This window comes from Faecalimonas sp. LCP19S3_D12 (assembly GCF_052121495.1).
Lineage (GTDB): Bacteria > Bacillota > Clostridia > Lachnospirales > Lachnospiraceae > Faecalimonas.
This window is the reverse complement of the sequence record NZ_JBQKED010000001.1, coordinates 71,045-97,835: the sequence shown is the minus strand read 5'-3', so window position 1 is coordinate 97,835 and position 26,791 is coordinate 71,045. Positions and strand designations below refer to the sequence as shown.

General features: G+C 40.0%; 10 protein-coding genes and 1 pseudogene. 6 read left to right on the top strand and 5 right to left on the bottom strand.

Annotated features, from left to right (window positions below; translation table 11 throughout):
- Positions 1 to 16 precede the first annotated feature (16 nt).
- The 4 genes from ACTQXY_RS00390 to ACTQXY_RS00375 all read left to right on the top strand — a co-directional run bounded on the left by ACTQXY_RS00390 (position 17) and on the right by ACTQXY_RS00375 (position 16,620).
- The gene (locus ACTQXY_RS00390) at positions 17 to 6,337 is read left to right on the top strand and encodes an endo-alpha-N-acetylgalactosaminidase family protein (protein WP_441657806.1); all 6,321 of its coding nucleotides are present in this window, start codon (positions 17 to 19) and stop codon (positions 6,335 to 6,337) included.
- Between the two features lie 215 nt (positions 6,338 to 6,552).
- Complete coding sequence (locus ACTQXY_RS00385) at positions 6,553 to 11,982, top strand: glycosyl hydrolase family 95 catalytic domain-containing protein (RefSeq protein ID WP_441657805.1); 5,430 nt, start codon at positions 6,553 to 6,555, stop codon at positions 11,980 to 11,982.
- Between the two features lie 133 nt (positions 11,983 to 12,115).
- Positions 12,116 to 12,343 (top strand): hypothetical protein, encoded by a 228-nt coding sequence (locus tag ACTQXY_RS00380; RefSeq protein ID WP_441657804.1) that lies wholly within the window; start codon positions 12,116 to 12,118, stop codon positions 12,341 to 12,343.
- Between the two features lie 176 nt (positions 12,344 to 12,519).
- On the top strand, positions 12,520 to 16,620 hold the full coding sequence (locus ACTQXY_RS00375) for a glycosyl hydrolase family 95 catalytic domain-containing protein (protein WP_441657803.1): 4,101 nt from the start codon (positions 12,520 to 12,522) through the stop codon (positions 16,618 to 16,620).
- Between the two features lie 55 nt (positions 16,621 to 16,675).
- Here ACTQXY_RS00375 and ACTQXY_RS00370 read toward each other — a convergent pair whose 3' ends face one another.
- Positions 16,676 to 17,263, bottom strand: a complete 588-nt coding sequence (locus tag ACTQXY_RS00370) for a MerR family transcriptional regulator (RefSeq protein ID WP_441657802.1) — start codon at positions 17,261 to 17,263, stop codon at positions 16,676 to 16,678.
- 439 nt (positions 17,264 to 17,702) lie between these two features.
- Here ACTQXY_RS00370 and ACTQXY_RS00365 point away from each other — a divergent pair, with 439 nt between their 5' ends.
- Together ACTQXY_RS00365 and ACTQXY_RS00360 are read left to right on the top strand one after the other, a co-directional pair.
- Complete coding sequence (locus tag ACTQXY_RS00365) at positions 17,703 to 22,481, top strand: fibronectin type III domain-containing protein (RefSeq protein ID WP_441657801.1); 4,779 nt, start codon at positions 17,703 to 17,705, stop codon at positions 22,479 to 22,481.
- Between the two features lie 92 nt (positions 22,482 to 22,573).
- Positions 22,574 to 22,734: pseudogene (locus ACTQXY_RS00360) on the top strand (transposase); the annotation flags it as partial.
- Between the two features lie 312 nt (positions 22,735 to 23,046).
- Here the strand turns inward: ACTQXY_RS00360 and ACTQXY_RS00355 are convergent.
- The 4 genes from ACTQXY_RS00355 to pflB all read right to left on the bottom strand — a co-directional run bounded on the left by ACTQXY_RS00355 (position 23,047) and on the right by pflB (position 26,601).
- A complete protein-coding gene (locus ACTQXY_RS00355; RefSeq protein ID WP_004612817.1) occupies positions 23,047 to 23,217 on the bottom strand; it encodes a 4Fe-4S ferredoxin in 171 nt (56 codons plus the stop codon).
- Positions 23,218 to 23,311: 94 nt separating this feature from the next.
- Positions 23,312 to 24,064 carry a pyruvate formate-lyase-activating protein gene (gene pflA, locus ACTQXY_RS00350; protein WP_441657800.1) on the bottom strand — a complete coding sequence of 251 codons (753 nt, stop codon included), beginning with the start codon at positions 24,062 to 24,064 and terminating at the stop codon, positions 23,312 to 23,314.
- 162 nt (positions 24,065 to 24,226) lie between these two features.
- Positions 24,227 to 24,469 (bottom strand): autonomous glycyl radical cofactor GrcA3, encoded by a 243-nt coding sequence (grcA3, locus tag ACTQXY_RS00345; RefSeq protein ID WP_004612815.1) that lies wholly within the window; start codon positions 24,467 to 24,469, stop codon positions 24,227 to 24,229.
- A 20-nt stretch (positions 24,470 to 24,489) separates the two neighbouring features.
- Complete coding sequence (gene pflB / locus ACTQXY_RS00340; RefSeq protein ID WP_441657799.1) at positions 24,490 to 26,601, bottom strand: formate C-acetyltransferase; 2,112 nt, start codon at positions 26,599 to 26,601, stop codon at positions 24,490 to 24,492.
- Positions 26,602 to 26,791: the final 190 nt, after the last annotated feature.

The window sequence follows — 26,791 nt, the reverse complement described above, 5'->3', positions numbered from 1 at the left end:
AAGGAAAGGAGAAAGTATGAAAAAGTTAATGAAAAAACTTTCGGCAATCTTATTAGTAGCTGCTATGGTGTGCACAACATTCCTCAGTTATATGCCATCACTGGATGTGTTGGCAGCACCAAAGATGATGGCGCATCTGAAAGCCGGAAGTGGTAATGCAAATGGGCATTTTGGCAGTGCAACGCCGGAAGCATTTGTTTTGTCTAGTCAAAAGGTTACTGGAGAAGATTTAAGTGCAAAGATAAAGGTGGCGAGTGAAAAGGCTCAGACAAGACTACGCTTTGTGACGAAGTATGTGGATGATACACATTGGGGGTTCTTAGCTTACGATGGGGCAAGCGGATGGTTCTACCAGTATAAGAATGGAACAGCAGAAAGTTGGCCTTCGTTAAGTGATCTTCCGGTTGTGAACAAAGAAGATGTGTTAAGTATTAGCACTTCCTATAAAGAAGATGGTCTTAACATTACAGTGGAAAATGAGACTACAAAACAAAGTGGGAAAGCTGTGGTAAATAATGAAAATGTTACAGCTTTGAAAACACAATCTGGAAAGATTGGATTTGGTGCCGGAAAATACAATCAGGAGTATACAGATATTTATTTCTCAGATGTGAAAGCGGGTGAGACTGCATACACAGACTACAGCAGTTGGACTCTGTACAAAGACCTTGTAGGTCAGGTATGGGAACCATCTGTGGAAGTACCGGATGGCGGAGATGGAGGCACAGATCCGGAACCACCTTCAGGTGAAGGGAGAGCATGGATTGAACTAAAAGGTGGAAGCAACAATGGTGGCGGACACGCCTATGGCGATGCGAGCAAAGCTGCACCGGTACTGCTTCTTGATGATGACAAGAAGATGGAAGAGTCAGGAGAACTTTCACTTGCTGTAAAGCCAAGCGGTAACTGGGGAGTATTCTATACTTATGTAAATGATAATAACTGGCTGTATGTTGGATATGATCCGAGTAGTAAATGGTATTATCAGTATAAGCTGAATGGGGAAGAAAGCTATCCGGGAATTCCTGGTCTGCCGACGCCGGTAGAAGGAGAAGAGCTTCAGATGTCTATCTCATTAAACAGAGAGACATTATCCGTGACGGTAAACGGAGTGACGCAGCGTGTGACAAATCAGTCATTGATCAAATTCAGCGAGCAAAATGCTGGAAAAGGTCGTTTTGGTGTGAAAACAAACGGTGCAACAACAATTTCTTTTGCCGACGTTAAATACGGAGAAGAAAACTGTATGGAAGACAAATGGGTATTCTGTGCAGAGCGTGATGGACAGAGTTTTAAGAAAACATATTCGAAACTTGTACCACTTACAGGTACTGTTACGGAAAAAGGAAAAGGTGCATTGGCTGATGCAACTGTTCGTGTGGGAAATAAGTCTGCAACAACTGATGCAAATGGAAAATATCAGTTTGACGGATTGGAGCTTGGGACTTATAACATGGCTGTTTCCAAACCAGGATATCAGGCGTTTTCCGGTGAAGTAAAAGTAGAAGATAAAGAGAACAATGTAAAAGATATAGAACTGGAATTAAAAGCTCCGTTGGATCTGACTAAATACGATTCGATTTCATCTGACGAGATGAAAGTATATATTGGAAAAGAGTTTCCGGTTGTTGCAAGATACCAGATGCTTGCAGATGGACAGGAGATTGCAGATACATATTTCCGTGGAAATGAGACAGAGTTGAATCAAGTGGCGATTAATGGTGTTTCTATTGTTCCGACAGTGAAAGTAAAAGAGACCACAGCTGATTCTAGAACATATGCGATGCATATGGAGAAAGACAATATCAATTTGGATATGGATGTCAAAGTCAGCGTAAAAGAAAATGACCTGACTTGGGAAGTTGTAAAATTAGAAAAGGCAGAAGGATGTGCGAAAATCGCAACAATAGATGTTCCGGGACTCAACCTCCTGACTGTAGATGCAGTGGAGACAGGAGCGAACTTTGCAGGAGCAAAGACATCTACAACAACAACTGCTTCTGGAGATGTGTTTATTGATTTTAAAGATGGATTTGTACCATCTGAGACAGATGGATATCTGTATGGATTCCTGACAAATGAAAAACTAAGCGCAGGTCTTTACAGCAATTCCGAGATAGAAGGAGACAAACGTGTCATCCGCAATAATGGCGCAGATACAATGAGTCTTACAAGCTCTGCATGGTACTATGAATTAGGAGATAAAAACGGACAGAAGAATGCTTCAAAATACGATGCTTATCCGGTAAGTGAACTTCCGTGTACAAAAGTTGCAATCGCAGCAGATGCAAACGGCGATGAGACAATTGACTGGAATGACGGTGCACTTGCATTCCGTGATATCATGAACATTCCATATGGCTCAGAAAATATCAAAGATTTAGTAAACTATCGTATTGTTATGAACTTTGCAAGTATGGCATCGAACCCATACCATACAACAGCAGATAATATTAAGAAAGTATATCTTGCAACAGACGGTCTTCCACAGGCAGTTATGTTGAAAGGATACGGCAACGAAGGACATGACTCTGCAAACTCTGAGTATGCTGATATTGCAGAAAGAGAAGGCGGAGTGGAAGATTTTCAAGAGTTAATTAAGATTGCACATGACTATAATACTGAGATTGGTATTCACGTCAATGCACAGGAAATCTATCCGGAAGCAGCATCTTTCAATGAGAAGATGATTGAAGGATCTTCAAGTTATGGATGGGGTTGGTTAGACCAGTCTGTGACAATTAATAAGCTGTGGGATTTATCAAGTCAGGCAAGATGGAAACGTTTTGTACAGTTGTATGACAGAATTAACAATACAGAGCACCTGAGTATTAAATGGCCGGAAGCTGTTAAAGACTCTCAGGGAACAGTAGATGCTTCAAAAGCGGAATTAAAGAAAGAAGCAGAATCGCTGGAAGATAATATGGATTTCATTTATCTTGATGTATGGTATCAGGATGCGTGGGAGACAAGAAGAATCGCAGAAGAAATCAATTCATTAGGATGGAGATTCTCTACAGAGTTCAGTGCACAGGGGGAATATGATTCTACATGGCAGCATTGGTCTACAGATGCAGCGTATGGTGGAGCAACTTCAAAAGGATTTAACAGTGATATTATTCGTTTTATCAGAAATGATCAGAGAGATTCTCAAGTATTGAATTATCCACAATTTGGTGGAACAGCAGACAATCCGTTGCTTGGCGGATATCGCCTGTATGGATTTGAAGGATGGGGCGGAGATAAAGATTACGACAACTACATTCTTCAGACATTTAACCAGAACTTACCGACAAAATTCTTACAGCACTATTATGTGACAGATTGGGAGAATTACGAAGAAGGAAAGTCTCCGGTTGGAAACCATGAAAAACAGATCACATTGAGAAATGATAATGGCGATAAGGTTGTTGTCACAAGAAATGAAGAACAGCGTAATGATGAAAACATTGAGCGTACAATTACATTAAATGACAAGAAAGTATTAGATGATGTAACATATCTGCTCCCATGGACAGACAATCAGAATGGCAATGAAAAGTTATATCATTGGAATCTGGACGGTGGACAGACAACATGGGAACTTCCAAATGGATGGGAAGGACTTGCAAATGTTGTGATGTACGAGCTTTCTGACCAAGGACGTATCAATGAGACAAGCGTGGCTGTATCTGGCGGTAAAGTGACATTGGATGCAAAGGCTGCTACTGCTTATGTTTTAGTAAAAGGCAATGCGGCAGGAGTGAAAGAACTTGCAAATGATTTTGGAGAGTACGATTATGTGACAGATCCAGGATTCAATGGCTATGCAGCCGGTGAAAGATTATCTGCAGATGAGTGGTCAGGAGATATCAATGACAATGCAGTTGTAGTAGAAAAAGCAGACACAGGTGATCAGAGATTGGCATTTAACAGTCCTATGGATAGCGTATCTGTGACAACTACAATTTCAGGTTTGAAAAAGGGTACAGATTATGTAGCAGAAGTTTATGTGGAAAACAACAGTGATGCAAAAGCTTCGATTGAAGTCAATGCAGGAGAAAAGAAAGTTTCTAATTATACAGAGCGTTCGATTCTCAATAACTATGTAAAGAGTGACCAGAAGAACGGAAGCAAGATGCAGCGTATGCAAGTTTCCTTTACGGCAGAGAGCGAGACTGCACAGTTGACACTTTCCAGGGCTTATGGTGATGGCTCTACTTATATGGACGACATTCGTGTAGTGCAAAAATCTTTGAATAACTTCCAAAAAGATGGTGTGTTTAAACAAGATTTTGAGACAGTCGTACAGGGATTGTATCCATTTGTATTGAGTTCGGCTCAGGGAATCTCTGACCCGGTGACACATTTGTCTCAGAAAAATGAGCCATATACACAGGCAGGATGGGGCGGAAGACTTATTGATGATGTCATTGAAGGTGAATGGTCGGTGAAGCATCACGGAGCAAACACGGGCATTATTTATCAGACACTTCCACAGAATTTCCGCTTTGAGCCGGGTAAAGTGTACACGGTAGAATTTGATTATCAGTCAGGTCCGGATAAAGGATATGCAATGGTAATCGGTGATGGAACAACTTACACAGCTCCGACAGAAGAAAATTGTCTTGCACAGGCGCGCGGTAAGAGTGAGCATGTGAAAATGGAAGTAGTCGGCAGCGGAAGTGGGCAGACATGGATTGGTCTTTATTCGAATGGAAAAGCCGGAAACACAAAGGTCGGCGAGACAGACTTTACATTGGATAATCTTGTAATCACAGAAGAGAAAGATGCAGTATCCGTTATATTGGAAAATACAGAACTTTACAAAGGTGAGACAGCAAAAATCTATGGCAATAATCTGGATCAGATTACATGGAAAACAAGTGATGACAAAGTTGCAGTGGTAGACAAAGAAGCGGGTGTTGTAAAAGCACTTTCAGCGGGAACAGCAACTTTGACAGCAAAATTGCCAAAAGATAAAGAAGTTACATTTGAGGTGAAGGTGGCAGACAGCGCTGTCATAGAGATTCCAAGAGAGGAATTGAAAGATATGACATCTTCTGCAAACACAGAGGAGACTCAAAGTGAGAATGCGGGAGCAATCAATGCTTCTGATGGAGACACATCTACAATCTGGCATTCAGGATACAGTGGAGGACAATTTGTAGTAAGCAAAGATAATCCGGCAGTTCTTACAGTAGATTTGGGAAAAGAATTGTCCGTAGATGGATTCAAATTCCAGCAAAGACCGTCAACAGCAAATGGTATAGTATATCAGTATCGCTATGAAGCGTTTGATGAGGCAGGAAATAAAGTTGCTTCCAGTGAGACAATTTCCGTTGATGATGCACAGAGAGCAGGCGGAAAGTGGATTACAAATATGTTTGAAGATGTCTCTGGAGTGAGAGATGCTAAGCGTATGGTAAGAACAATTAAGATTTACGTAGAAGAAGGAAAAGGAAACTTTGCGGCAATTGCAGAAGTAGTCCCACTTCGTATACAGAAGGTTGCAGAAACAGTAACATTAGATGATGCTACAATCAAGGCTGGAGAGAAAGTGAAACTGGAAGTAAAACATGAAGAAGGTACTATTTTGACAGGACTTGTATGGACTTCTTCGAATGAAAAGATTGCAAGAATCAATCAAAATGGAGTGGTCGTTGGAGTGGAAGCCGGAACAGCAACGATTACAGTTAAGAATGCGGCAGGATTAAAGGCGGAATGTACAGTGACAGTTATACTGAATACAGAAGTGTTAAAAGCTTTAATTGAAGAGTATGAGAAGTTGGATCTGTCTCAGTATCAAGATGGAAAAGAGAAGGAAACATTCATACAGGCATTGAAAAATGCAAAAGCAGTTATCAATACAGCAAAGACTCAGGAAGAGATTGATGCAGCGGTAAAAGCATTGCAGGAAGCGAAAGGTGCTTTGAAACCGATTGATAAACCACAACCATCTGTAGATAAATCAAAATTAGAAAAATTCTACAAAGAATGCCTTGCCTACTATAAAGAGATGAATCATTCAAAAGAAAATTGGGCAAAATATCAGGCGGTACTTGCCGATGTAAAAGCAATTCTTGAGAATGAAAGCGCAACACAGAATGATGTTGATAATGCATTGAAAGCACTTATAGATATTACAAAAGTAATGAACAAAGAGCTGGAAGATGCAGGTAAAGAGCAAACAACACCAGAAACAGGAGGAAATGGTGGAAATAACGGTAGCAACAACGGTGGAAATGATAGCGTGACAACTGGTGATATGACAACATGGGGAATGACAGCTGTTATAATGCTACTGGCTGCAGGTGCGGTAGTTGTTGTGATCAAAAAAAGAAGCAAAATAAGTTAAATATAAAACATTATGTATACTAAATGACACGAATCATTTTTTTGATTCGTGTCATTTTATATAAAATGATTATTTTTATGGATAATAATGGAAAAAATATGTTAAAAAGTTAAAAAGTGTGGTATAGTGAAAAGTGTATATGTGCAAATTGCAAAAAAAAATGAGGAGGGTAGAGAAAGAATAGGAAAAAATGTAAAAATATTAAAAGGGAAATTATGAAAAGAAAACATTTGAGACGTGCTTTGGCAGGTGCATGTGCTGTAGTTGTGGCAACATCTGGAATGGCATTTCCACAAGCAAGTGCACAGGAGAAAGAAACAAACAATAATGAATTGAAACTGTGGTATAACAGTCCTGCAGCTGATAGCTATGATGGATGGGAAAAATGGTCTCTGCCAATAGGAAATAGTGGAATTGGTGCGAGCGTATTTGGCGGAGAGACAAAAGAGCGTATTCAGCTGAATGAAAAATCATTATGGTCAGGGGGACCAAGTGACAGCAGAAAAGATTACAATGGAGGTAACTTAGTACAACAAGGGAAGAACGGAGAGACACTCAAAGAAATTCAAAAATTATTTGCGGAAGGGAATAACAGTGCCGCAAGTGCAAAATGTGATCAGCTTACAGGTGTTTCTGATGATGCCGGAGTGAATGGATATGGATATTATTTAAGTTACGGAAATATGTATCTTGATTTTGACTATGCTTCAAATGCTGAAGTCAGTAACTATGAGAGGTATTTGGATCTGAATACTGCTATTACAGGCTTGGAATACGACAAGGGCGGCACACATTACACGAGAGAGAATTTTGTGAGTTACCCTGACAATGTTCTTGTGACAAGATTGACAGCAGATGGAGATGAAAAACTCAATCTAGATGTCAGTGTGAAGCCGGATAATGAAAAAGGTGGCGGAAGCAATAAGCCACAGGAACAATCTTATAAGAGAGATTGGGAGACGACTGTAAAAGATGGGTTGCTCTCCATAGATGGACAGTTGAAAGATAACCAGATGCAGTTCAGTTCTCATACAAAGGTTTTAACTGAAGGAGGAAAGACGGAAGATAATAAAGATAAAGTAACAGTAAAAGATGCAAAGACTGTTACAATTATTACGTCTATCGGAACGGATTATAAGAATGATTATCCAGAATACCGTACAGGAGAGTCAAAGGAAGAAGTGTCAAAAAGAGTGAAAGCTTATGTGGATAAGGCTTCTGCAAAATCATATGATACTTTGAAAGAGGCTCATGTAAAAGATTATTCATCTATTTTCGGGCGTGTAAAACTTGATCTTGGACAGGTTCCATCTGAGAAGACTACCAATGAATTGTTAAATGCATATAAAGCTGGAAATGCTACGGATGCAGAACGTCGTTACTTAGAAGTGATGTTGTTCCAGTATGGACGTTATCTGACCATTGAATCTTCAAGGGAAACTCCAAAAGATGATGCGTCGAGAGCGACATTGCCATCGAACTTACAGGGAATTTGGGTTGGTGGAAATAATTCTGCATGGCATTCAGATTATCATATGAATGTAAACTTACAGATGAATTATTGGCCGACCTATTCAACAAATATGGCAGAGTGTGCAGAACCACTCATTGATTACGTGGATTCTTTGCGGGAACCGGGACGTGTGACTGCGGAAGTTTATGCGGGAATTAAGAGTGAAGAAGGTCAGGAAAATGGTTTCATGGCTCATACACAGAATAACCCATTTGTATGGACTTGTCCGGGATGGGCATTTAACTGGGGATGGTCACCGGCAGCAGTACCGTGGATTTTACAGAACTGTTGGGAGCACTATGAGTATACCGGTGATTTGGAGTATATGAAAGAAAACATTTATCCAATGATGAGAGAAGAAGCAATTCTGTATGATCAGATGCTTGTAAGAGATAAAGATGGGAAACTAGTGTCAGCTCCAAGTTACTCACCAGAGCATGGACCAAGAACAGAAGGGAATACATATGAGCATACTTTGATTTGGCAGCTGTATGAGGATACAATCAAAGCAGCAGAGCTTCTCGGCGTCGATAAAGATAAAGTGGCGCAGTGGAAGAAAAATCAAGCTGATTTGAAAGGACCTATTGAGGTCGGAGCAGATGGACAGATTAAAGAATGGTATGAAGAAACAACTTTAGGAAGTGTACCGGGAAGTGATGCGGCAGGACATAGACATTTATCGCATATGCTTGGATTATTCCCAGGAGATTTGATTTCTGTAGACACACCGGAATGGTTTGAGGCTGCAAGAGTATCTATGGAATACCGTACAGATGAAAGTACCGGTTGGGGTATGGGACAGCGTATTAATACATGGGCAAGACTCGGAGATGGAAATAAGGCTTATAAATTAATCACAGATTTGTTCAAAAAAGGAATTTTGACAAACCTTTGGGATACACATGCACCATATCAGATAGACGGTAACTTTGGTTATACATCAGGTGTAGCTGAGATGTTATTGCAGAGTAATATGGGATACATCAACCTTCTTCCGGCATTACCGGATGTATGGGCAGATGGAAGTGTAGATGGATTAATTGCACGTGGCAATTTTGAAGTCAGCATGGATTGGGCAGATGGTGCTGTAACAAGAGCTGATATTTTATCAAAGAATGGAGGAACAGCAACAGTTCAGATGGATAATGCATCTCTTGCAACAGTTGTTGATGAAGAGGGAAATGTTGTAGAACTGAAATCACTCAGCAAAGATAAGATTTCTTTTGAGACAAAAGCCGGAAAGACATATACAATCAAGGATGTTCCAAAATCTATTACTATTCCATCTGGTCTGACAGTAGAGCGTACTGTGGACGAAGGAATTGATCTTACATGGAATGCGATAGATGGAGAAGGTGTTAAATATAACGTGTATCGTCAGATTGATGGTGGAGATGTTCAGAAAATTGAAACAGGTCTTTCAGAGACAACTTACAGGGATACAGCGATTGATGAACACTTTGAAAACATTCAATATCAGGTGTCTGCGGTTGTAGGCAAAGAAGAATCTGAAAAAACAGAGAAAGTATCTGTGAGAGATTTAAGGAATATGGCGGGTATGATTGATAACGCAGATTCTCGAATTGTATACGAAGGAGGATGGGGAAATTGGACACAGCCAGAAGGAAACTACAATGATACCTGTCAGTTTATCAATTCACCAACGGGTGGAGAGACTGCGACTTTGGAATTCGTAGGAACCGGAATAGAAGTGATTACAGTTACCAATGCGGATAGAGGACTATATGAAGTATGGATTGACGGTAAGAAGGATAAGGATGTAGATACTTATTCAGCACAGACAAAACGACAAGTAAAAGTATATGAGAAAACGGACCTAGAATATGGAAAGCATACGATTAAATTAGTTGTTAAAAATGAAAAATCTGAAGCCAGCAGAGGAACAAAGGTTGAGTTGGATGCATTTAAAGTGCTGGATAAGACAGCGGAGCAGCCAAGTGAAGTAAAAGTATCCAGCGTATCAGGAATTACGACTGTTGGAAAAGCAAATAGTACAGTTCAGATGAAAGCTGATGTACTTGCGGCAGTTGCAAAAGCAAGAAAAGACACGAAAGCGGAAGTGAAAGACCAAAGTGTTACATGGTCTTCGTCAGATGAAAGCATCGCAACAGTTGATGGAAATGGTCTGGTAACATTTAAAGAGAAAAATGGAACTGTGAAGATTAAAGCGGTATCGAATGCAGATACTTCTAAGTTCGGAGAACAAGAGTTTAAAGTGGCAATCAAGAAAGATGGAGAAGTCACAGAAACGATTGTAGAAGATGGAACAGTGCCGGCAAGTGGAACTGAGGGAACGAAAAATCCGAATATTACATGGAGTGAGCATAACTGGAGTAACTGGGCGGGTGAGCGAGATAAACATCATGGTGGTACAAAGACGGAGTGTAGTGTAAAAGGCGCCTACTTTGAATACAAGTTTAGCGGAACCGGAATTGAAGTATATGTTCAGAAACATGAGAATTTTGGAGCGTTAGAGGTATTTATCGATGGTACAAGCTATGGAAAGCAATCTTTGAATGGGTCTAGTAGTGGAGACAATCAGCAACTCTTATTTTCAAAGAAAGATTTACAGAATAAAGAGCATACAGTAAAATGCGTGATTGTTGAAGAACGTGGAAAGACACAGGCAAACCTTGATTACTTAAAAGTGCTCAAACCAGCACAATCTGTTACAGTAGATAAAGCTAAATTACAGGATGTAATCACAGCAGCTTCTCAATTGTCGGAAACAGCGTATGATGAGACAAAATGGGCAACGTTCAAGAATGTATATAATGAAGCAGTAGCAGTCATGAACAAAGATAATGCGACAGACCAAGAAGTTAAAGACGCAGTGAAGAAATTGGAAGATGCGATGCAAGCGCTTGGAAAAGCACAGGCACCAGTTGTAGACAAGGAGCAAGGAAAAGCAGTCTTAGTGGAAAGCACTTCTGTTGCATTAAAATGGGATGCGGTACGTGGAGCTACTTCTTATAAAGTTGTATACGGAGACAAAGAACTTTCAGCAAATGAGGAATATTTGAAAGTGACAGATCTGAGCCCTGCGACAGAATATACATTCAAAGTGTATGCGGTCAATGAAGGTGGAACATCCCAAAAAGCAATTGAAGTGAAGGTGACAACAACAGCAAAAGAAGAGAATGTAGTTGTACCGGAAGTAACGGATATTCAGAAAGTAATCTTAGATGGCTCTTCTGTGAAATTGGCATGGAAAGCACCAAAAGAAACAGAAATAGGCGGATATATTATTTATGTCAATGGAGAAAATGCTGCTACAGTTGATACAGAAGAATATACGATGAAGAATTTAAAAGCAGGCGAGACATATGTTGTAAAAATCATTGCAGTAGATAAAAACAATAACCAATCACTGCCGACACAATTTTCATTTGTATTTAGTCAGGAAGAGGGACAGAAAATTGTAGGAGTTGGAACACTTGAGCCTATCGAAGTTTCAAAAGGAACAGCATTTAAGGATTTGAAACTTCCAGAAAAAGTTACTGTTACATTAGAGAAAGTAAGATTAGATGCAGAACTTGTAGTAAAATGGACTGAAGGAAATTATAATGGAGATGTAGCAGGAACTTATACATTAGAAGGAACACTTCAATTGATAGATGGCATTCAGAATCCGAAAGACATGAAAGCAGAAATAGAAGTGACAGTAAAAGATTCAACTACAGATCCGAATCCAGATCCAAAACCGGATCAGGTGGATAAAAAGGCATTGAAGAGTAAGCTGGATGAAGTAAACAAGTTTACAAGCGACTTAAAAGAAAACGTATACACGAAGAAATCAATTGAGGCATACAAGGAAGCATTAAAAACAGTTCTTGTAGATGCACAGGCTGTATATGATGATAAAGATGCGAAACAAGAAGAAGTAGACAGTGCGGTTTCTCAGCTTACAAGTAAGTTTGAAGAAGCGAAAAAACTTCTGAAAAAAGTTGACAATCCAACACCGGAAAAGCCAGACAATACAAATAAAGACAAAACGGATAAAAATACACCAACTACAGGAGACAACAATTCCTATTTGTGGTTAATGTTATTTATGTTGGCTTCAGTTGGAACCGTCGGTATTGTGAGCAGACGTAAAAGAACAAATTAAATTGATTAATATGGGCTATCAGTTAATATGGATTTTTAGCCCATTCATTTCAAAATAGAAATCTCCCGTAGAATTCAATGCTTTTTAGCATCTTGTTTTCTACAGGAGATTCTTCTTTATCAGGAGTGGAGAGATGACTTCGGCGACGTATGGAACAGCGATTCAGGTAGATCTGTATAATGCAGATACTCATCAGGTAGCTAATCAACTAAGGGGAGCATTTCAATATGATGGAACAAGAAGAATAAAAGGGAGTAAGAAAGTATTTAGTTTTTATCTAAAAGGAGAGAATCCGGGTGCTCCAAAAGGCACTGTGTTTCAAAACGTAATAACTTTTCAAATTTCTAAAAATCGCTATTAACTGATAGCGATTTTTGTATATAATTGTATTTTGAATGAAAATATAATGGGCGAAATAAATTAAAAAAATGATTTTATGGTGAAAAAATTGTTGTATTTGCCATGCTAAATAGATATAATAAAAAGGAAAATTATGTAAATAGCATTATTTTAGGAATGCGGAAAGTGAGAAAAAGCATGATGAGATGGAAAAAGCAAGGTAAAACATGCGTTAAAAGAGTGCTTGGCGGAACGATGGCAGCAATGTTAGCGGTATCTGGAATGAATTTGACAGGGACATCAACTGCACAAGCGGCTTCCGTAAAGACAGAGCAAGATCCGATGAAGATTCGTTTTGATGAACCATTATCAAAGGGAGAGCTGACAGGCTCTTCAGGAAACTTTACAGGGGCAGGAAGTGATACAGACTGGTGGCAGCAATTGTCTCTTCCGATTGGAAACTCTTATATGGGGGCAAATGTATACGGCGAAGTGGAGAAGGAACATCTTACCTTCAACCAAAAGACATTGTGGAATGGTGGACCTTCCGAGACACAGGAACATACGGGAGGAAATATCGACAAGGTTGGAGAACAATCGATGTCAGATTATGTGAAATCAGTACAAAATGCATTTCTGAACGGAGATAGCAATGCATCAAATATGTGTAATTCATTAGTTGGAGCAAACACAAGAGAATATGGCGCTTATCAGGGATGGGGAGATATTTATCTTGATTTTGACCGCATAGATCCGCCAAAAGAAGATAGTCAAATTATCGGCGATAATAGCGACCAGATTACATATGGTGATGGTTGGGCTTCATATCCACAAGGCAGTTGGGAAGGTGGTTCAGAACACTATAATCCAAATCCGGGAACATTGACTGTAAAATTTACAGGAACCGGAATTCAGATGATTGGTGTAAAAGGTCCGGATATGGGAAATTTCACAGCAGTTGTCGATGAAGATGAGAAGACAAAAGTTACAGGAACGATGACTCAGGAGACAAGACAGGAAGGACAAGTTCTTTTTGAAATCTCTGGATTGGAATATGGGGAGCATACATTAAAATTTGAATCTTCTGCAAATGGAACTGCTAAGAAGACATCATTTGATTGTTTCAAAGTGTTAGAAGGTGAGACAATCGATTGGAATCCGACAAGCCAAAGCGATAAGACTCAGTTTAAGGGAGAATGGGCTCGTTACGACCGCAGCAAAGAAACTGATGCTAATTCTTGGTTTGGCAAGGATGAGGTATTTGTAGATGCTGCTAAGGCAGAGAATGCAACGATTACTTGTAAATTCAAGGGAGCAGGATTTGAGCTTTTTGGAGCAAAAAGTAATGCAGTTGGAAAATTCCAATACCAAGTAGACGGCGGAGAGTGGAAAGAAGTAGATACAAACGATAGTGCATTTGCAAGACAAAGCCTTTTGAAAGTGAATGGACTTGATAAATCGAAGGAGCATACACTTACGATTAAAGGCGTAAAAAACAACAAAGTATCGTTTGACGGTATCGTGACAACGATGAAAGAGACAGAACCTGAAAAACCGCAGGAAGAACATACAGAGACAACGAATTATGAAAGAGCGTTGGATATCGATACAGCACTTGCAACAGTGTCTTATGATAGAGATAATACACATTATTATCGTGAATATTTTGCAAGTTATCCGGACAATGTGATCGCGATGAAACTGACGGCTGAGGAAATCAAAGGCTCAGAAGGAAAGATGCGTCCATTAGAGTTTGAAGTGAGTTTCCCTGTAGATCAACCAAGCAATGCAGCTCTTGGAAAAGAAGTGACGTATACAACGACAGATGACTCTATTGTTGTTGCAGGTAAGATGAAAGATAACGGTCTGAAATTAAATGGAAGACTGAAAGTCGTAACAAAAGATGGAAAGGTTGCTCCAATGGAAGATAAAGAAGGAACACTTTTTGTCAGTGGTGCAACAGAAGTATACATTTATGTGACAGCAGATACAGATTATGAGATGACATATCCAAAATATCGTACCGGAGAGTCTGACGCAGAACTTGCAAATGATGTGAAAGCGGTCATGGACAAAGCAGTAGAAAAAGGCTATGACAAAGTAAAAGCAGATGCTCAGGCTGATTATAAGAATATTTATGACAGAGTAAAGATTGATTTTGGTCAGGAAGTATCAGATAAGACAATCGATGAATTGATCAAAGCATATAAAGATGGTAAGGCAAGCACAGAAGAAAAAGCCTATTTAGAGACGATGATTTTCCAGTATGGACGTTACCTGCAGATTTCTTCTACAAGAGAAGGAGATAAACTTCCGGCAAATTTACAGGGAGTTTGGCTAGATTGTACAGGTGCAGCAAATAGTCCGGTAGCATGGGGAAGCGATTACCACATGAATGTAAACCTTCAGATGAACTATTGGCCAACCTATGTGACCAATATGGCAGAGTGTGCAGAGCCATTAATTGACTATGTAGAAGGGCTTCGTGAACCGGGGCGTATCACGGCATCTACTTATTTTGGAATTGATAACTCAGATGGAAAACAGAATGGTTTCATGGCAAATACACAAAATACACCATTTGGATGGACTTGTCCTGGTTGGGCATTTAGCTGGGGGTGGTCTCCTGCAGCAGTTCCGTGGATTTTGCAGAATGTATATGAAGCATATGAGTATTCAGGTGATATAGAAAAATTAGAATCTGAAATTTTCCCAATGTTGGTGGAAGAAGCAAAGTTCTATATGTCAATCTTAAAAGAAGTGACGGATGCAGACGGAACAAAACGTTATGTAACAATTCCGGCATACTCACCAGAGCATGGTCCATACACAGCAGGAAACGTATATGAAAATGTACTTGTATGGCAATTATTTAATGACTGTATCGAAGCGGCAGAGGCGCTGAATGCAAACAAGGCAGGAACAGTTTCAGACGAACAGATTGGGGAATGGACGAAATATCGTGATGGATTAAAGCCAATCGAAATCGGAGAGAGTGGACAGATTAAGGAGTGGTACGATGAGACTGCACTTGGTCAGACAGCAAGTGGAAAGATTTCAGGATATGATCCAAAACACCGCCATATGTCGCATTTACTTGGTGTATATCCGGGTGATTTGGTAACTGTAGAAAATAAAGCTTATATGGATGCAGCAAAAGTTTCTTTGACAGAACGCGGCGATAATGCGACAGGATGGGGAATCGCACAGAGATTGAATACATGGGCAAGAACAGGTGATGGAAATCACTCTTACCAGATTATCAATCAGTTTATTAAAACAGGTATTTATTCAAACCTCTGGGATTCTCATGCACCATACCAGATTGACGGAAACTTTGGATTTACAAGCGGTGTGGCAGAGATGCTATTACAGTCTAACGCAGGATATATCAATCTGCTTCCAGCGATGCCGGATAATCAGTGGACAACTGGTTCTGTGAGCGGACTTGTTGCAAGAGGTAACTTTGAAGTAAGCGAGAGCTGGAAAGATGGAGCTTTGACAGAAGCAACTATTCTTTCTAAAAATGGTGGAACTTGTACGGTACAGGCCGGAGATTGGAAATATGTTGAAGTAAGAGATAGCAAAGGCGATAGAGTACCTGTATCAGATGTTGAAGGAAAAGACGGACGAGTTACTTTTGAGACTACAAAAGGAGAACGCTATGTTCTGACAAAATCAGAAACCCCGAGTGCTGAAAATGTGATTGTTACATTTAAAGACGGGGACAAGACGATTGAGACAAAAACGGTAGTCAAGGGAGAAGCGATTGGAAGTCTTCCACAAGCACCGGAAAAAGAAGGGTATACTTTCAAAGAATGGAATACCGAGAAAGATGGCAAAGGTGACATTGTCACAGCAGAGACAACAGCTGAGGGAGACATGACAGCATATGCAATATTTGAACAAAAGGGTCCGGTAAGTCCAGAAAAACCGGACAAGACAGAAGCACAGAAATATTATGATGCGTGTTTAAGCTATTATCTAAAAGGCGATTATACAGCAGAGAGTTGGAAGGTTTATGAGTCTGCTATGAATGCGTTGAAAGCTGCACTTGCAGATGAAAATATTTCAAAAGAAGATTTGCAGGCGGCAATAGATGCAGTTGCAAAAGCAGCAAAAGAGTTAAAGGCAATAGAAACTTCAGCACCAGATGAAAATAAAGATTCCAATGAGTCAAATAAATCAAATGATGTGAAAACTGGAGATACAGTTTCGGTAGGGGGGACTGTGAGTGGACTTGCAGTGGCGATTTTAGCGATAGCAGTGGTAATTTTAAAAAAAAGAAGAAAATGCTAAAATGAATTAAGGCGGTTCGGAATTGAACCGCCTTAATTAGTGTCGTATATTTTGTTTATGTCTCGAACAGTTTTCTCAACTTCCTAATTGGTGCAGAACGCGAAGATTCTTTGCGATAAGTCTGTTGTTGACGGATTAGATGATCAAGTTTCTTATAACGATCTTCTTCCTGCCGATCCTGAGCTTGAAAAAGATAATTCATTTCTTTGAGGATGCTTTGGGAAATAGCCTGACTGACAGATTCCTCAAGAAGTTTATTGTTTTCAAGCAGTGCATTTTGAAAGACTTCTTCTATTTGCGATTGAATTTTTTCCAATGACTCATTAGAAGGCATATCCGGTTGTTCTTCAACAGTGGAGTTTGAAACAGTTAGCTCTTCTTTAGTTTCTTTTTGAAGTTTAAGTTTATCTCTCGTTCGAAGCATATCAGGGATGAGTCCCTTTAATTCTTTCAATTGTATTCCTTGCTCTTTTAGTTCTTTGATACAGCAAAAAAGCTGTATGTCATCTTCTGTATAGTACCGATGTCCCATTTCCGTGCGCCCTATAGATAGTGAAAGTTCTTCTTCCCAATATCTTAAAACATGGGTTTCAACATTCACACGTTTGGCAGCTTCTGAAATCATATAATGAACTTCGCCCATACAATATTAACCCCCTATTAAATTAGAATGAATATGTAACACATATATCATACCATAAGATAGTCCATAAACTATAAAAAACCGCTCATCAAATTTCGACAGATTTTAAAGAATCAAGAGGTTAGGAGTGAACAGTAATAATGATTACTTTTTGAGGATAGTTTGTGTTAAGTTGTATTAGCTACTGAAAAAGCTTGATAGTTTACTAGAAACTCTGAGAAACCGGATTATCTGCCAGTCTATTACAAATCAAAAATCAATTTAGAACTCAGTAAAACACAGATTAAATTTACCGAGGAATTCTTATAGAATAAATATTGAAAATAATTTTATGCAGTTCAAACGGTGGCTATTGACAAAAAGATATAGGCATGTGACAATAAATTTATCCGATAAATGATACCGGAGAATTAAAACAAAAGAAGGAAGGAAAAGAAGTGTGAAAAAGAAAAAGTTAATGAGCTTATTTGCGGGAACACTGGTGTTCTCAATCGCGTGCTCTACTGTGTTCACTTCGCCGATGAGTGCAGTTTTGGCTGAAGAGCAGGCGGTGGGGGAAAGCGGCTCAGAACGGGAAAGAAAAGCAGCAGACGCATCTGTGGAAGAAGGTGTGATTGCCAAAAACCCAAACATTCAGTACTTGTCGGATTTGAAAGAAGAGTCTGCAAGCGTTGGATACTGGGGGCAGATTTTTAAAGACTGCGTTGTCAATAAGGGCAACGAAAAGAAAGATAATCTCTGGGTGCGTTATAACAATGAGACGTTGAAGTTCGCAAAAGGTATTGGCGCACATGCGACATCGACAGTTATCTATAATATTACGGATGTTGTAAAGACAAAGAAGTATTTTGTAGGTTATTTGGGAATTGATGCGAGAACAACTTCCAGTGACGGCGTTACATTCAAGATTTCTCTTTCTGATGACAACAAGAATTGGGAGGAGGTATATAATAGCGGAGTTGTCAAAAATGAGGCTAAATATGTCAAAATTGATCTTAAAAATAAAAAATATATTAAATTTTATGCAGATCAAAATAAAAGCAATGGAAGTGACCATGCAGTTTATGCCAATGCAGGATTCGTGGCAGAGAATTATAAGCCGTCGGACGGTTATGATCTTCCGGTGCAGACAGTGGAAGAGCTTGATGCGGAGTTGAGTAAAATTGATTACAATAATGAACAGCAGGTAAAAGATAACACGCATAAGATTTATCAGCGGGAACTTGTGGACAAGGCAGGTTTTTACACGCTTCACAACGTGTATACGATGCAGAATGGCGTCTACAAAGATGCGATTGATTATCTCTTGAAGAATGAGGATGCGCTGTCGTATTACATCAATGGCGGTCCGAAGCCGGCGCAGGGAACTTACTACAACTCGCTCGTGGCATTTGGAAAGATTTACAACGCGCATAAAGCAGATTTTGAAGACAAGAGTGAGAATAACTTTAATCTGCGTCTTGCAATCTCGGTAGCCTCAGTCTATGCGAATCCGGAGGGAGTCCGTTTTTGGAATGGAAAATATCAGGGACAAGACCCGGCGAAGCGATATGCGACTTATAAAGAGCTGTCTAAAGACGGTGGAAGGATGGATGCAGGTGCGGCTGTGGCGGCTGAGAATAAGATTGATAATGGGAAGTGGTCTGCGAAAGAATTTCGTGCACTGTCAGTGCCGATGATGCGCTGGGTGGTTGACGCCCGCATGAACGAGGATGAGTTCTACTGGCTTGCGGACTATTCCATGGCATGGGGGAAAGAACATAAAAAAAATTTCCTGGATTCTTATATGTATATGAAATATGAATTGAAGGATTGGAAATACGAAGACGAGAAGTATTACAGCGCAGAGAACAAGCAGAAATGGACAACAAAATATAAGCTCGACGGATATTTTGACGAGGATAAGAAATACGGAGCTTCAGTGAATGGCAAGAAGATTATCCGTCTGTGGACAATTTGGGAAGAAGGCGGCGTGTGTGGGGCCTTTGCGAAGTCGTACACGAACCTTGCGGAAGTATTCGGGCGTCCATCTATTACATGCGGACAACCGGCACATGCAGCGGCAGTTACATGGATGTGGAATCCGAAGGGCGGAAAAGCCGGCACAGGACAGTATGAGTGGCACATTCAGAATGACGTATTTAACTGGCGCGAGACACACAGCGAATATTCAGACTATATGCTTGGCTGGGGAAATCGGACGAAAGATAAAGACGGTCAGGCGTCAAGTTATGTGACACTTGTGACGGATGTATTGGAAGGCAAATGGGATACATATGTAGAGGCAAAGAAATATACGCTTCTTGCGAATAGCTTTACAGATGCAGCGAAAAAAGAAGAGATTCTTAATAAAGCGCTGAAAAAAGAACCAAAATTCTTAGACGCATGGTATGGCAAGTTAGATATGCGCCTTGACAATGAACAACTTACAAGCGAGCAGGCGTTAAGCTTTGCGAAGGAGATTGAGCGTACATTCAAATACTATCCGATGGTTATGAGTGATCTGTTATCAGAGATTCGGGCGAAAGTAACAGATACAAGTCACCAGATGGAATTGGATACGCTGCGTCGTAATGCGTTGCTAGAGGCATCAACACTAAAAGATAATGATTATGAAAAGAGTGGAACAAGACAGCCGAACGTGGCAAGAATTGTTGCGGAGGGATTGTTAAAGGGCGACACGACTGCTTTGGCGAGCTTCTCATTTGACGGTGAGGATGCAGGGAAACTGGTACTTAACAGCAACTATGATACGTCTACTGTTCGTGTGAGATATAGCTTGGACGGCGGAAAGACATGGACAGAGGCGACATTGCAGGGCACAGAAGAGCATAAGATTTCACTGGCAGACAAGTTGGCAGAGATTAAGCCGGATACGGATATTAAGGTTGGTCTGGTAGGAACAGATGTCGTTCACACGATTGACATTTTACCGACAGAGTCGCCGAAGAATAAAGTATACTTGAATGATCAAGAAGACTTGTTCGTCGGAGATGTGAAGAGCTTGGAATACAGCAAAGACGGCGGCAAGACATGGCAGGCATATCCGCAGGATGGACTGAAAAATGAGCTTCGTTTCACTGGAGATCAGAATGTGTTGATTCGTTATGGGGCTCACGGAACCTATGTGACAGGGGAGTCGGAAGCGTATGCGTTCAAGACAGCAGAGGTGAATGAGAAAAATCAGTACTTGCAGCTTCAGCATGTGACGCTGGAAAAATTCTCTTCACAGAATAATAACACAACAGAGGCGGCAGCGAATCTGCTCGACGGAAATCCGAATACAAAATACCACTCTAATTACAATATCACGGATGAGAAAGAACTTGTATTCAAATTTGATCAATCACGCTATATTTCATCAATCGAATATGTGCCATCTTCATCTGTGAATGGACGTTGGAAACAGGTTAAGATTTTTGGAAGTAACGATGGAGCGGCATGGAAAGAACTGACGACAAGCGAAGTGTTGGAAAATAACATGAATGCAAAACAGATTCCATTGAACTCGGATGAGGCATGGACTTATCTGAAAGTGAAAGGTCTTGAGACATACAGCAGTGACAGTCGTAAAAATATGTTCTTCAGCGGAAGTATGGTAAATTTCTATGAGGATGTTACAAAAGATGTTGTGGAAGCGCCGCAAAATGTAGCGGTAAGTGAGGTCAAAGAGACTTCTGCGACTGTGACATGGGATGCAGTGGAAGGCGCAAAGGGATACAACGTATATGTTGACGGAGAGAAAGTGAATACGGAACTTGTGACAGAGACAAGCCGCGCACTGACAAATTTGACAGCCGGCACAAAATATACAGTTTCTGTTGAGGCAATCAGTGAAAAAGATACGCTATCTGCGAAAACGAGTGTGGAATTTACAACTGCACAACATGTTGCTGCAAAACCGACAGAAGTAAAAGCAAATAGAGTCGGTGAGACAACAGCGACCATCATATGGAAAGGGGTAGCCGAAGCTGATGGTTACAATATCTATGTAGGCGATGAGAAAATGAATCAAGAGCTTGTGAAAACGACAAGCTATGACTTGACAAATCTGGCAGCGGAGACAGAATACACGGTATCAGTTGAGGCGGTTGAAAAAGATGGAGCGGTTTCTGAAAAAGCAGCTGTGAAGTTTACCACTGCGAAACATGGAGAAGAAATTTTCGTAGAAAAACCGACAAAAGTAAAAACAGATCAAGTTGGTGAGACAACAGCAGCCATTACATGGGAAGCAGTAGAAGAAGCAGAAAGTTATAACATCTATGTCAATGGTGAGAAAAAGAATGAAGCGCCGGTGACAGAGACAATGTATGAGCTGGTTGGTCTGACAGAGGGAACAAAGTACAAAGTTGCAGTAGAGGCTGTTGGAAAGAACAATGTACTTTCTGAGAATGCGGAAATAACGTTTACTACGAAAGAGCATGTTGTGGCTGTGCCGACAGAAGTAGAGGCAATAAATATCACCGAGACAACAGCGGATATCACATGGAAAGCGGCAGCTGGAGCAGAGGGGTATAATATCTATGTTGGCGACAAGAAGGTGAATACAGAACTTGTTATAGGAACAGACTATGACTTGACAGGTCTTGAGGCTGGAAAAGAGTATACTGTATCTGTTGAGACTGTGGAAGCAGGTGGAAAAGTTTCTGAAAAAGCAGCTGTGAAGTTTACCACTGCGAAACGAGAGGAAGTTGTTGTGCCAACACCGGAAGAAGTGAAGGCAGACAAAATTACAGCGCATTCTGCGGTGATTACATGGGCAGGCGCAGAGGGTGTTGCCGGATACAACGTGTATGTGAATGGAGAGAAGATTAATACAGAGTTGATAACAGGAACAAGCTGTGAATTGAAAGATTTGAAATCTGAAACAGTGTATACTATAAATGTGGAGGCTGTCGGATTAGACAATCAGACATCAAGTCAGACGACAATTACATTTACGACTGAGAAAGAAGATACAACAATGCCAGACGGTGGAGGGACATCCGGGACACCAAATGGAGCGGATGAGACACTAGATGGTGGTGATAATACAGTAGATTCAAACGACAAGATAGCAGGTAGTGGAGATACGTCATCTGAAAAACCAAATGGTAATGGTGGAAAACCAGCGCCACAGACAGGGGATATCTCAGGAGTTGGAAATTCTATGATGATGCTTGGGGTTTCCGTAAGTGCAATTTTAGCAGCAGTGAAAAGAAAGATTCAAAAGTTCTAAATCAGCTTTATGAAAGGGAAATTATCTTTTATACAGATAACGTTAAAAGGGGTTGTCGGGAAATGATAGTCCTCAACAGAGAGAAAATGATTAACGACAATCTAGTCTATACTCTGAAAAAAGTAATGGATTTAGATTTTCTAGCTTATTAGCCAATTGTTCAGACAAGGGAAGAACCGGGTATAATCCAATTATGATGTATGCTGTAGTTACTTACGCAAACATGCGTGGGATAAGAGCCGTTGACCGTATTAAAATTGACATCCGAAGTACAAAGTAAGAGAGGTCATTGAAAAAAATCTGACGCAGACTGCAGCGGCTGTGAGTATAAAGCTAAATGTCTTTAGCAATATAATGCCGAAAAAGTGTGTTTTCAAAAATGCAGTTGAGGGGTTTTTGTGCCCTAAAATACATACAGAAAAGAAAAAATACGAATCTCTCGTAGAAAATCAGGTATGAAAAACACTGATTTCTATGGGAGATTCGTATTTTAAGATTTAGAGGCTAAAAATCGATATTAACCGACAGCCCCTTTTTGTTTTGGTGATCACTTTTCGATTATTTATTATTCAGCAGAAATTGCTCCTGTTGGGCATTGTGCTGCACAAGCGCCACAGTCAACACATGCATCTTTATCGATTTCGTAGTGGTCAGCACCCTGAGAAATAGCTCCTACAGGACATTCAGCTTCGCAAGCTCCACAGCTTACGCATTCATCACTAATTACGTGTGCCATAGTATGTATCCTCCTTTTTGTACATTTGATAGATATGAAATATATCTACCCTTTCATTTATTTTAATACAAACAGACTAAATATACAAGCGATTTTATGCTTTCAATTTAGTACATTTATAGGCAGACAAAATAATATTTTTTGCTGCTGATGCCTCTTCCTTAGTTGCTTCCGGTGTATCTTTTAAAGGATAATCCATGTTAAGATTTTCGTATTTTACTTTTCCCATGGAATGATACGGAAGCACGTCCAATGCATGGACATTGTTCAGTGTACCAAGAAAATGCCCTAATTCTTCCAAGTATTCTTTATATAAAGTAATCCCTGGAACTACAACATGACGAATCCAGACTGGAATATGCTTTTTATCAAGATATCTTGCAAATGCAAGAATACGCTCATTCGAATGAGCAGTAAGTTCTTCATGTTTTTGAGGATTGATGTGCTTGATGTCAAGCATAATTAAATCTGTCACTTCAAGAAGCATATCTAGTTTCTTCATAAATGTCTCATTATCTGGTTGAAACATGATACCGGAAGAATCAATACAAGTGTGAATTCCATCTTTGTGAAGTTTGGTAAATAGTTCAATGAGAAAATCCATCTGCATCATAGGTTCTCCACCAGTCACAGTAACACCACCGTTGTGATAAAATGGCATATTACTGTAGAAGCCTTCTAACACTTCATTTACGCTCATCTGAGTGCCTTTATTTGGCTCCCAAGTATCTGGATTATGACAATAGAGACATCTCATAGGACAACCTTGGAAAAAGATTACATAACGGATTCCGGGACCATCTACTGTACCGCAACTTTCAATAGAATGAATATAACCTTTGGTCATAAAAAAGTCTCCTTTCGCAAACCGTACCTTTTGGCGCTTCTTTTGTTGCTACGCAACTATGTTTGCTCATATACGTTCGTCCACCTCATTAGTAGAAAACCGGCCAGGTTTCCATGCGAGCATGATCCTGTCCGGCTTTTACTAATGTGTGAACTTTATCTCTTACATGCCTTCGTGGAATGTACGTGAGATAACATCGTCCTGCTGTTCTTTTGTTAATTTGATAAAGTTTACAGCGTATCCTGAAACACGTACTGTTAATTGTGGATAGTTTTCAGGGTGTTTTTGAGCGTCTAATAAAGTCTCTCTTGTAAATACGTTAACGTTTAAGTGGTGTCCACCTTGTTCTACGTATCCGTCTAACATGTTTACTAAGTTATCTACTTGTTGTTGGTTTACTGCCATCTTAAATTCCTCCTTCAATATTATTCGTTGTCGATGCTTTCCATGATGTTTGGAATATTGCAAGCCTGATTTCCGCATTCTTCGATTCTGTCAAGATCTAAGTCTCCAACGAATATCTGGTCTTCTTTTCCAAGAGCACCTGGAATGATTGAGAATGTATTTGAAATACCGTCTTGTGCGTGTCTGAATGGAATCTTAGCAACTGAAGCGAGTGATGCTAAAGCACCGTGAGTATCACGTCCGTGCATTGGGTTAGCACCTGGAGCTAAAGGCTCTCCCATTTTTCTACCATCTGGTGTATTACCAGTTTTCTTACCATATACTACGTTAGAAGTAATTGTTAAGATAGAAGTTGTTGGCACACCTTGGCGGTATGTATGGTGTTTTCTTACCTTGTCCATAAATGAACGGACAATTTCAACTGCGATTTCGTCAACACGGTCATCATTGTTACCGTATTTCGGGAATTCACCTTCTACTTTGTAGTCCACAACTAATCCGTCTTCATCTCTTACTGGTGTTACTTTTGCATATTTGATAGCACTTAATGAGTCAGCAACAACAGAAAGTCCTGCAATACCTGTTGCGAAGTAACGTTTTACTTCTCTGTCATGAAGTGCCATCTGAAGTTTTTCATAGCTGTATTTATCATGCATGTAGTGGATAATGTTCAATGTATTTACATAAAGTCCTGCTAACCATTCCATCATGTCATCGAATTTTGACATTACGTCATCGTAGTCAAGATATTCGCCTTCAACCGGACGGTATTTTGGTCCAACTTGAACTTTCAGTTTCTCGTCAACACCACCGTTGATTGCGTATAATAAACATTTTGCAAGGTTTGCACGAGCTCCGAAGAACTGCATCTCTTTACCAACTTTCATAGAAGATACACAGCAAGCAATTGCGTAGTCATCTCCGTGAGTCTGACGCATTAAATCATCGTTTTCATACTGGATAGAAGATGATTTGATTGACATCTTAGCACAGTATTCTTTGAATGCTTTTGGTAAACGTGTTGACCAAAGGACTGTTAAGTTCGGCTCTGGAGCTGTACCCAAGTTATCCAATGTATGAAGGTAACGGAATGATGTCTTTGTAACAAGTGGACGTCCGTCAACACCAACACCGGCAATGGATTCTGTTACCCATGTAGGGTCACCTGAGAACAATGCGTTATATTCTGGTGTACGTGCAAATTTTACAAGACGCAACTTCATAATAAAGTGGTCAATGTATTCCTGAGCTTGTTCTTCTGTGATTAATCCTCTGTCTAAATCACGTTGGATATAGATATCAAGGAATGTAGAAGTACGTCCAAGGCTCATAGCTGCACCATTTTGTTCTTTTACAGCTGCAAGGTATCCGAAGTATAACCACTGGATTGCCTCTTTTGCATTTGCAGCAGGTTTGGAAATGTCATATCCGTAAATCTGACCTAATTTTGCTAAGTCTCCAAGTGCACGGATCTGTTCTGACAATTCTTCACGAAGACGGATGTTTTCACCAGTCATTCTTACTAAAGAAGTAGCAAGTTGTTGTTTTTTGTCTTCGATTAACCAATCTGTTCCGTATAATGCAACACGGCGGTAGTCACCGATGATACGTCCACGTCCGTATGCATCTGGAAGACCTGTGATGATAGCTGATTTTCTGGCTAATCTCATCTCTGGTGTGTAGGCATCAAATACCCCCTGATTGTGTGTCTTTCTATATTCAGTAAAGATTTTTACAACTTCAGGATCTACTTCGTATCCATTTTCATGGCATGCGTTCTGAGCCATACGGATACCACCAAATGGTTGAAGAGAACGTTTGAAAGGTTTATCTGTCTGGAAACCAACGATCTGCTCTAGGTCTTTGTCTAAGTATCCCGGTCCGTGAGAAGTGATTGTAGATACGATCTTTGTATCCATATCTAATACTCCGCCTGCTTCACGCTCTTGTTTAGAAAGTTCCATAACCTGAGCCCAAAGTTTTGTAGTAGCTTCTGTAGGTCCGGCTAAGAAAGAGTCATCTCCTTCATACGGAGTATAGTTTTCCTGAATAAAGTTACGGACATTTACAGATGTACGGTTCCAACGTCCCGGTTTGAACCCATCCCAATTAGAATTCCAATTTTTTTCCATTGGTAAAATCCTCCTGTTAGATATAATTTATTAGATAAAAAATGAATAATATTTCAATCGAACTCATTATAACTTAGATGGTAATGTAACGCAAGGCATATATTGTACAAAAACGGATACAGTATACAATTTTTGATAAAAATTTATCAAAAATTAGAATGGTGATAAAAATTAAGAAATAATTTATCCC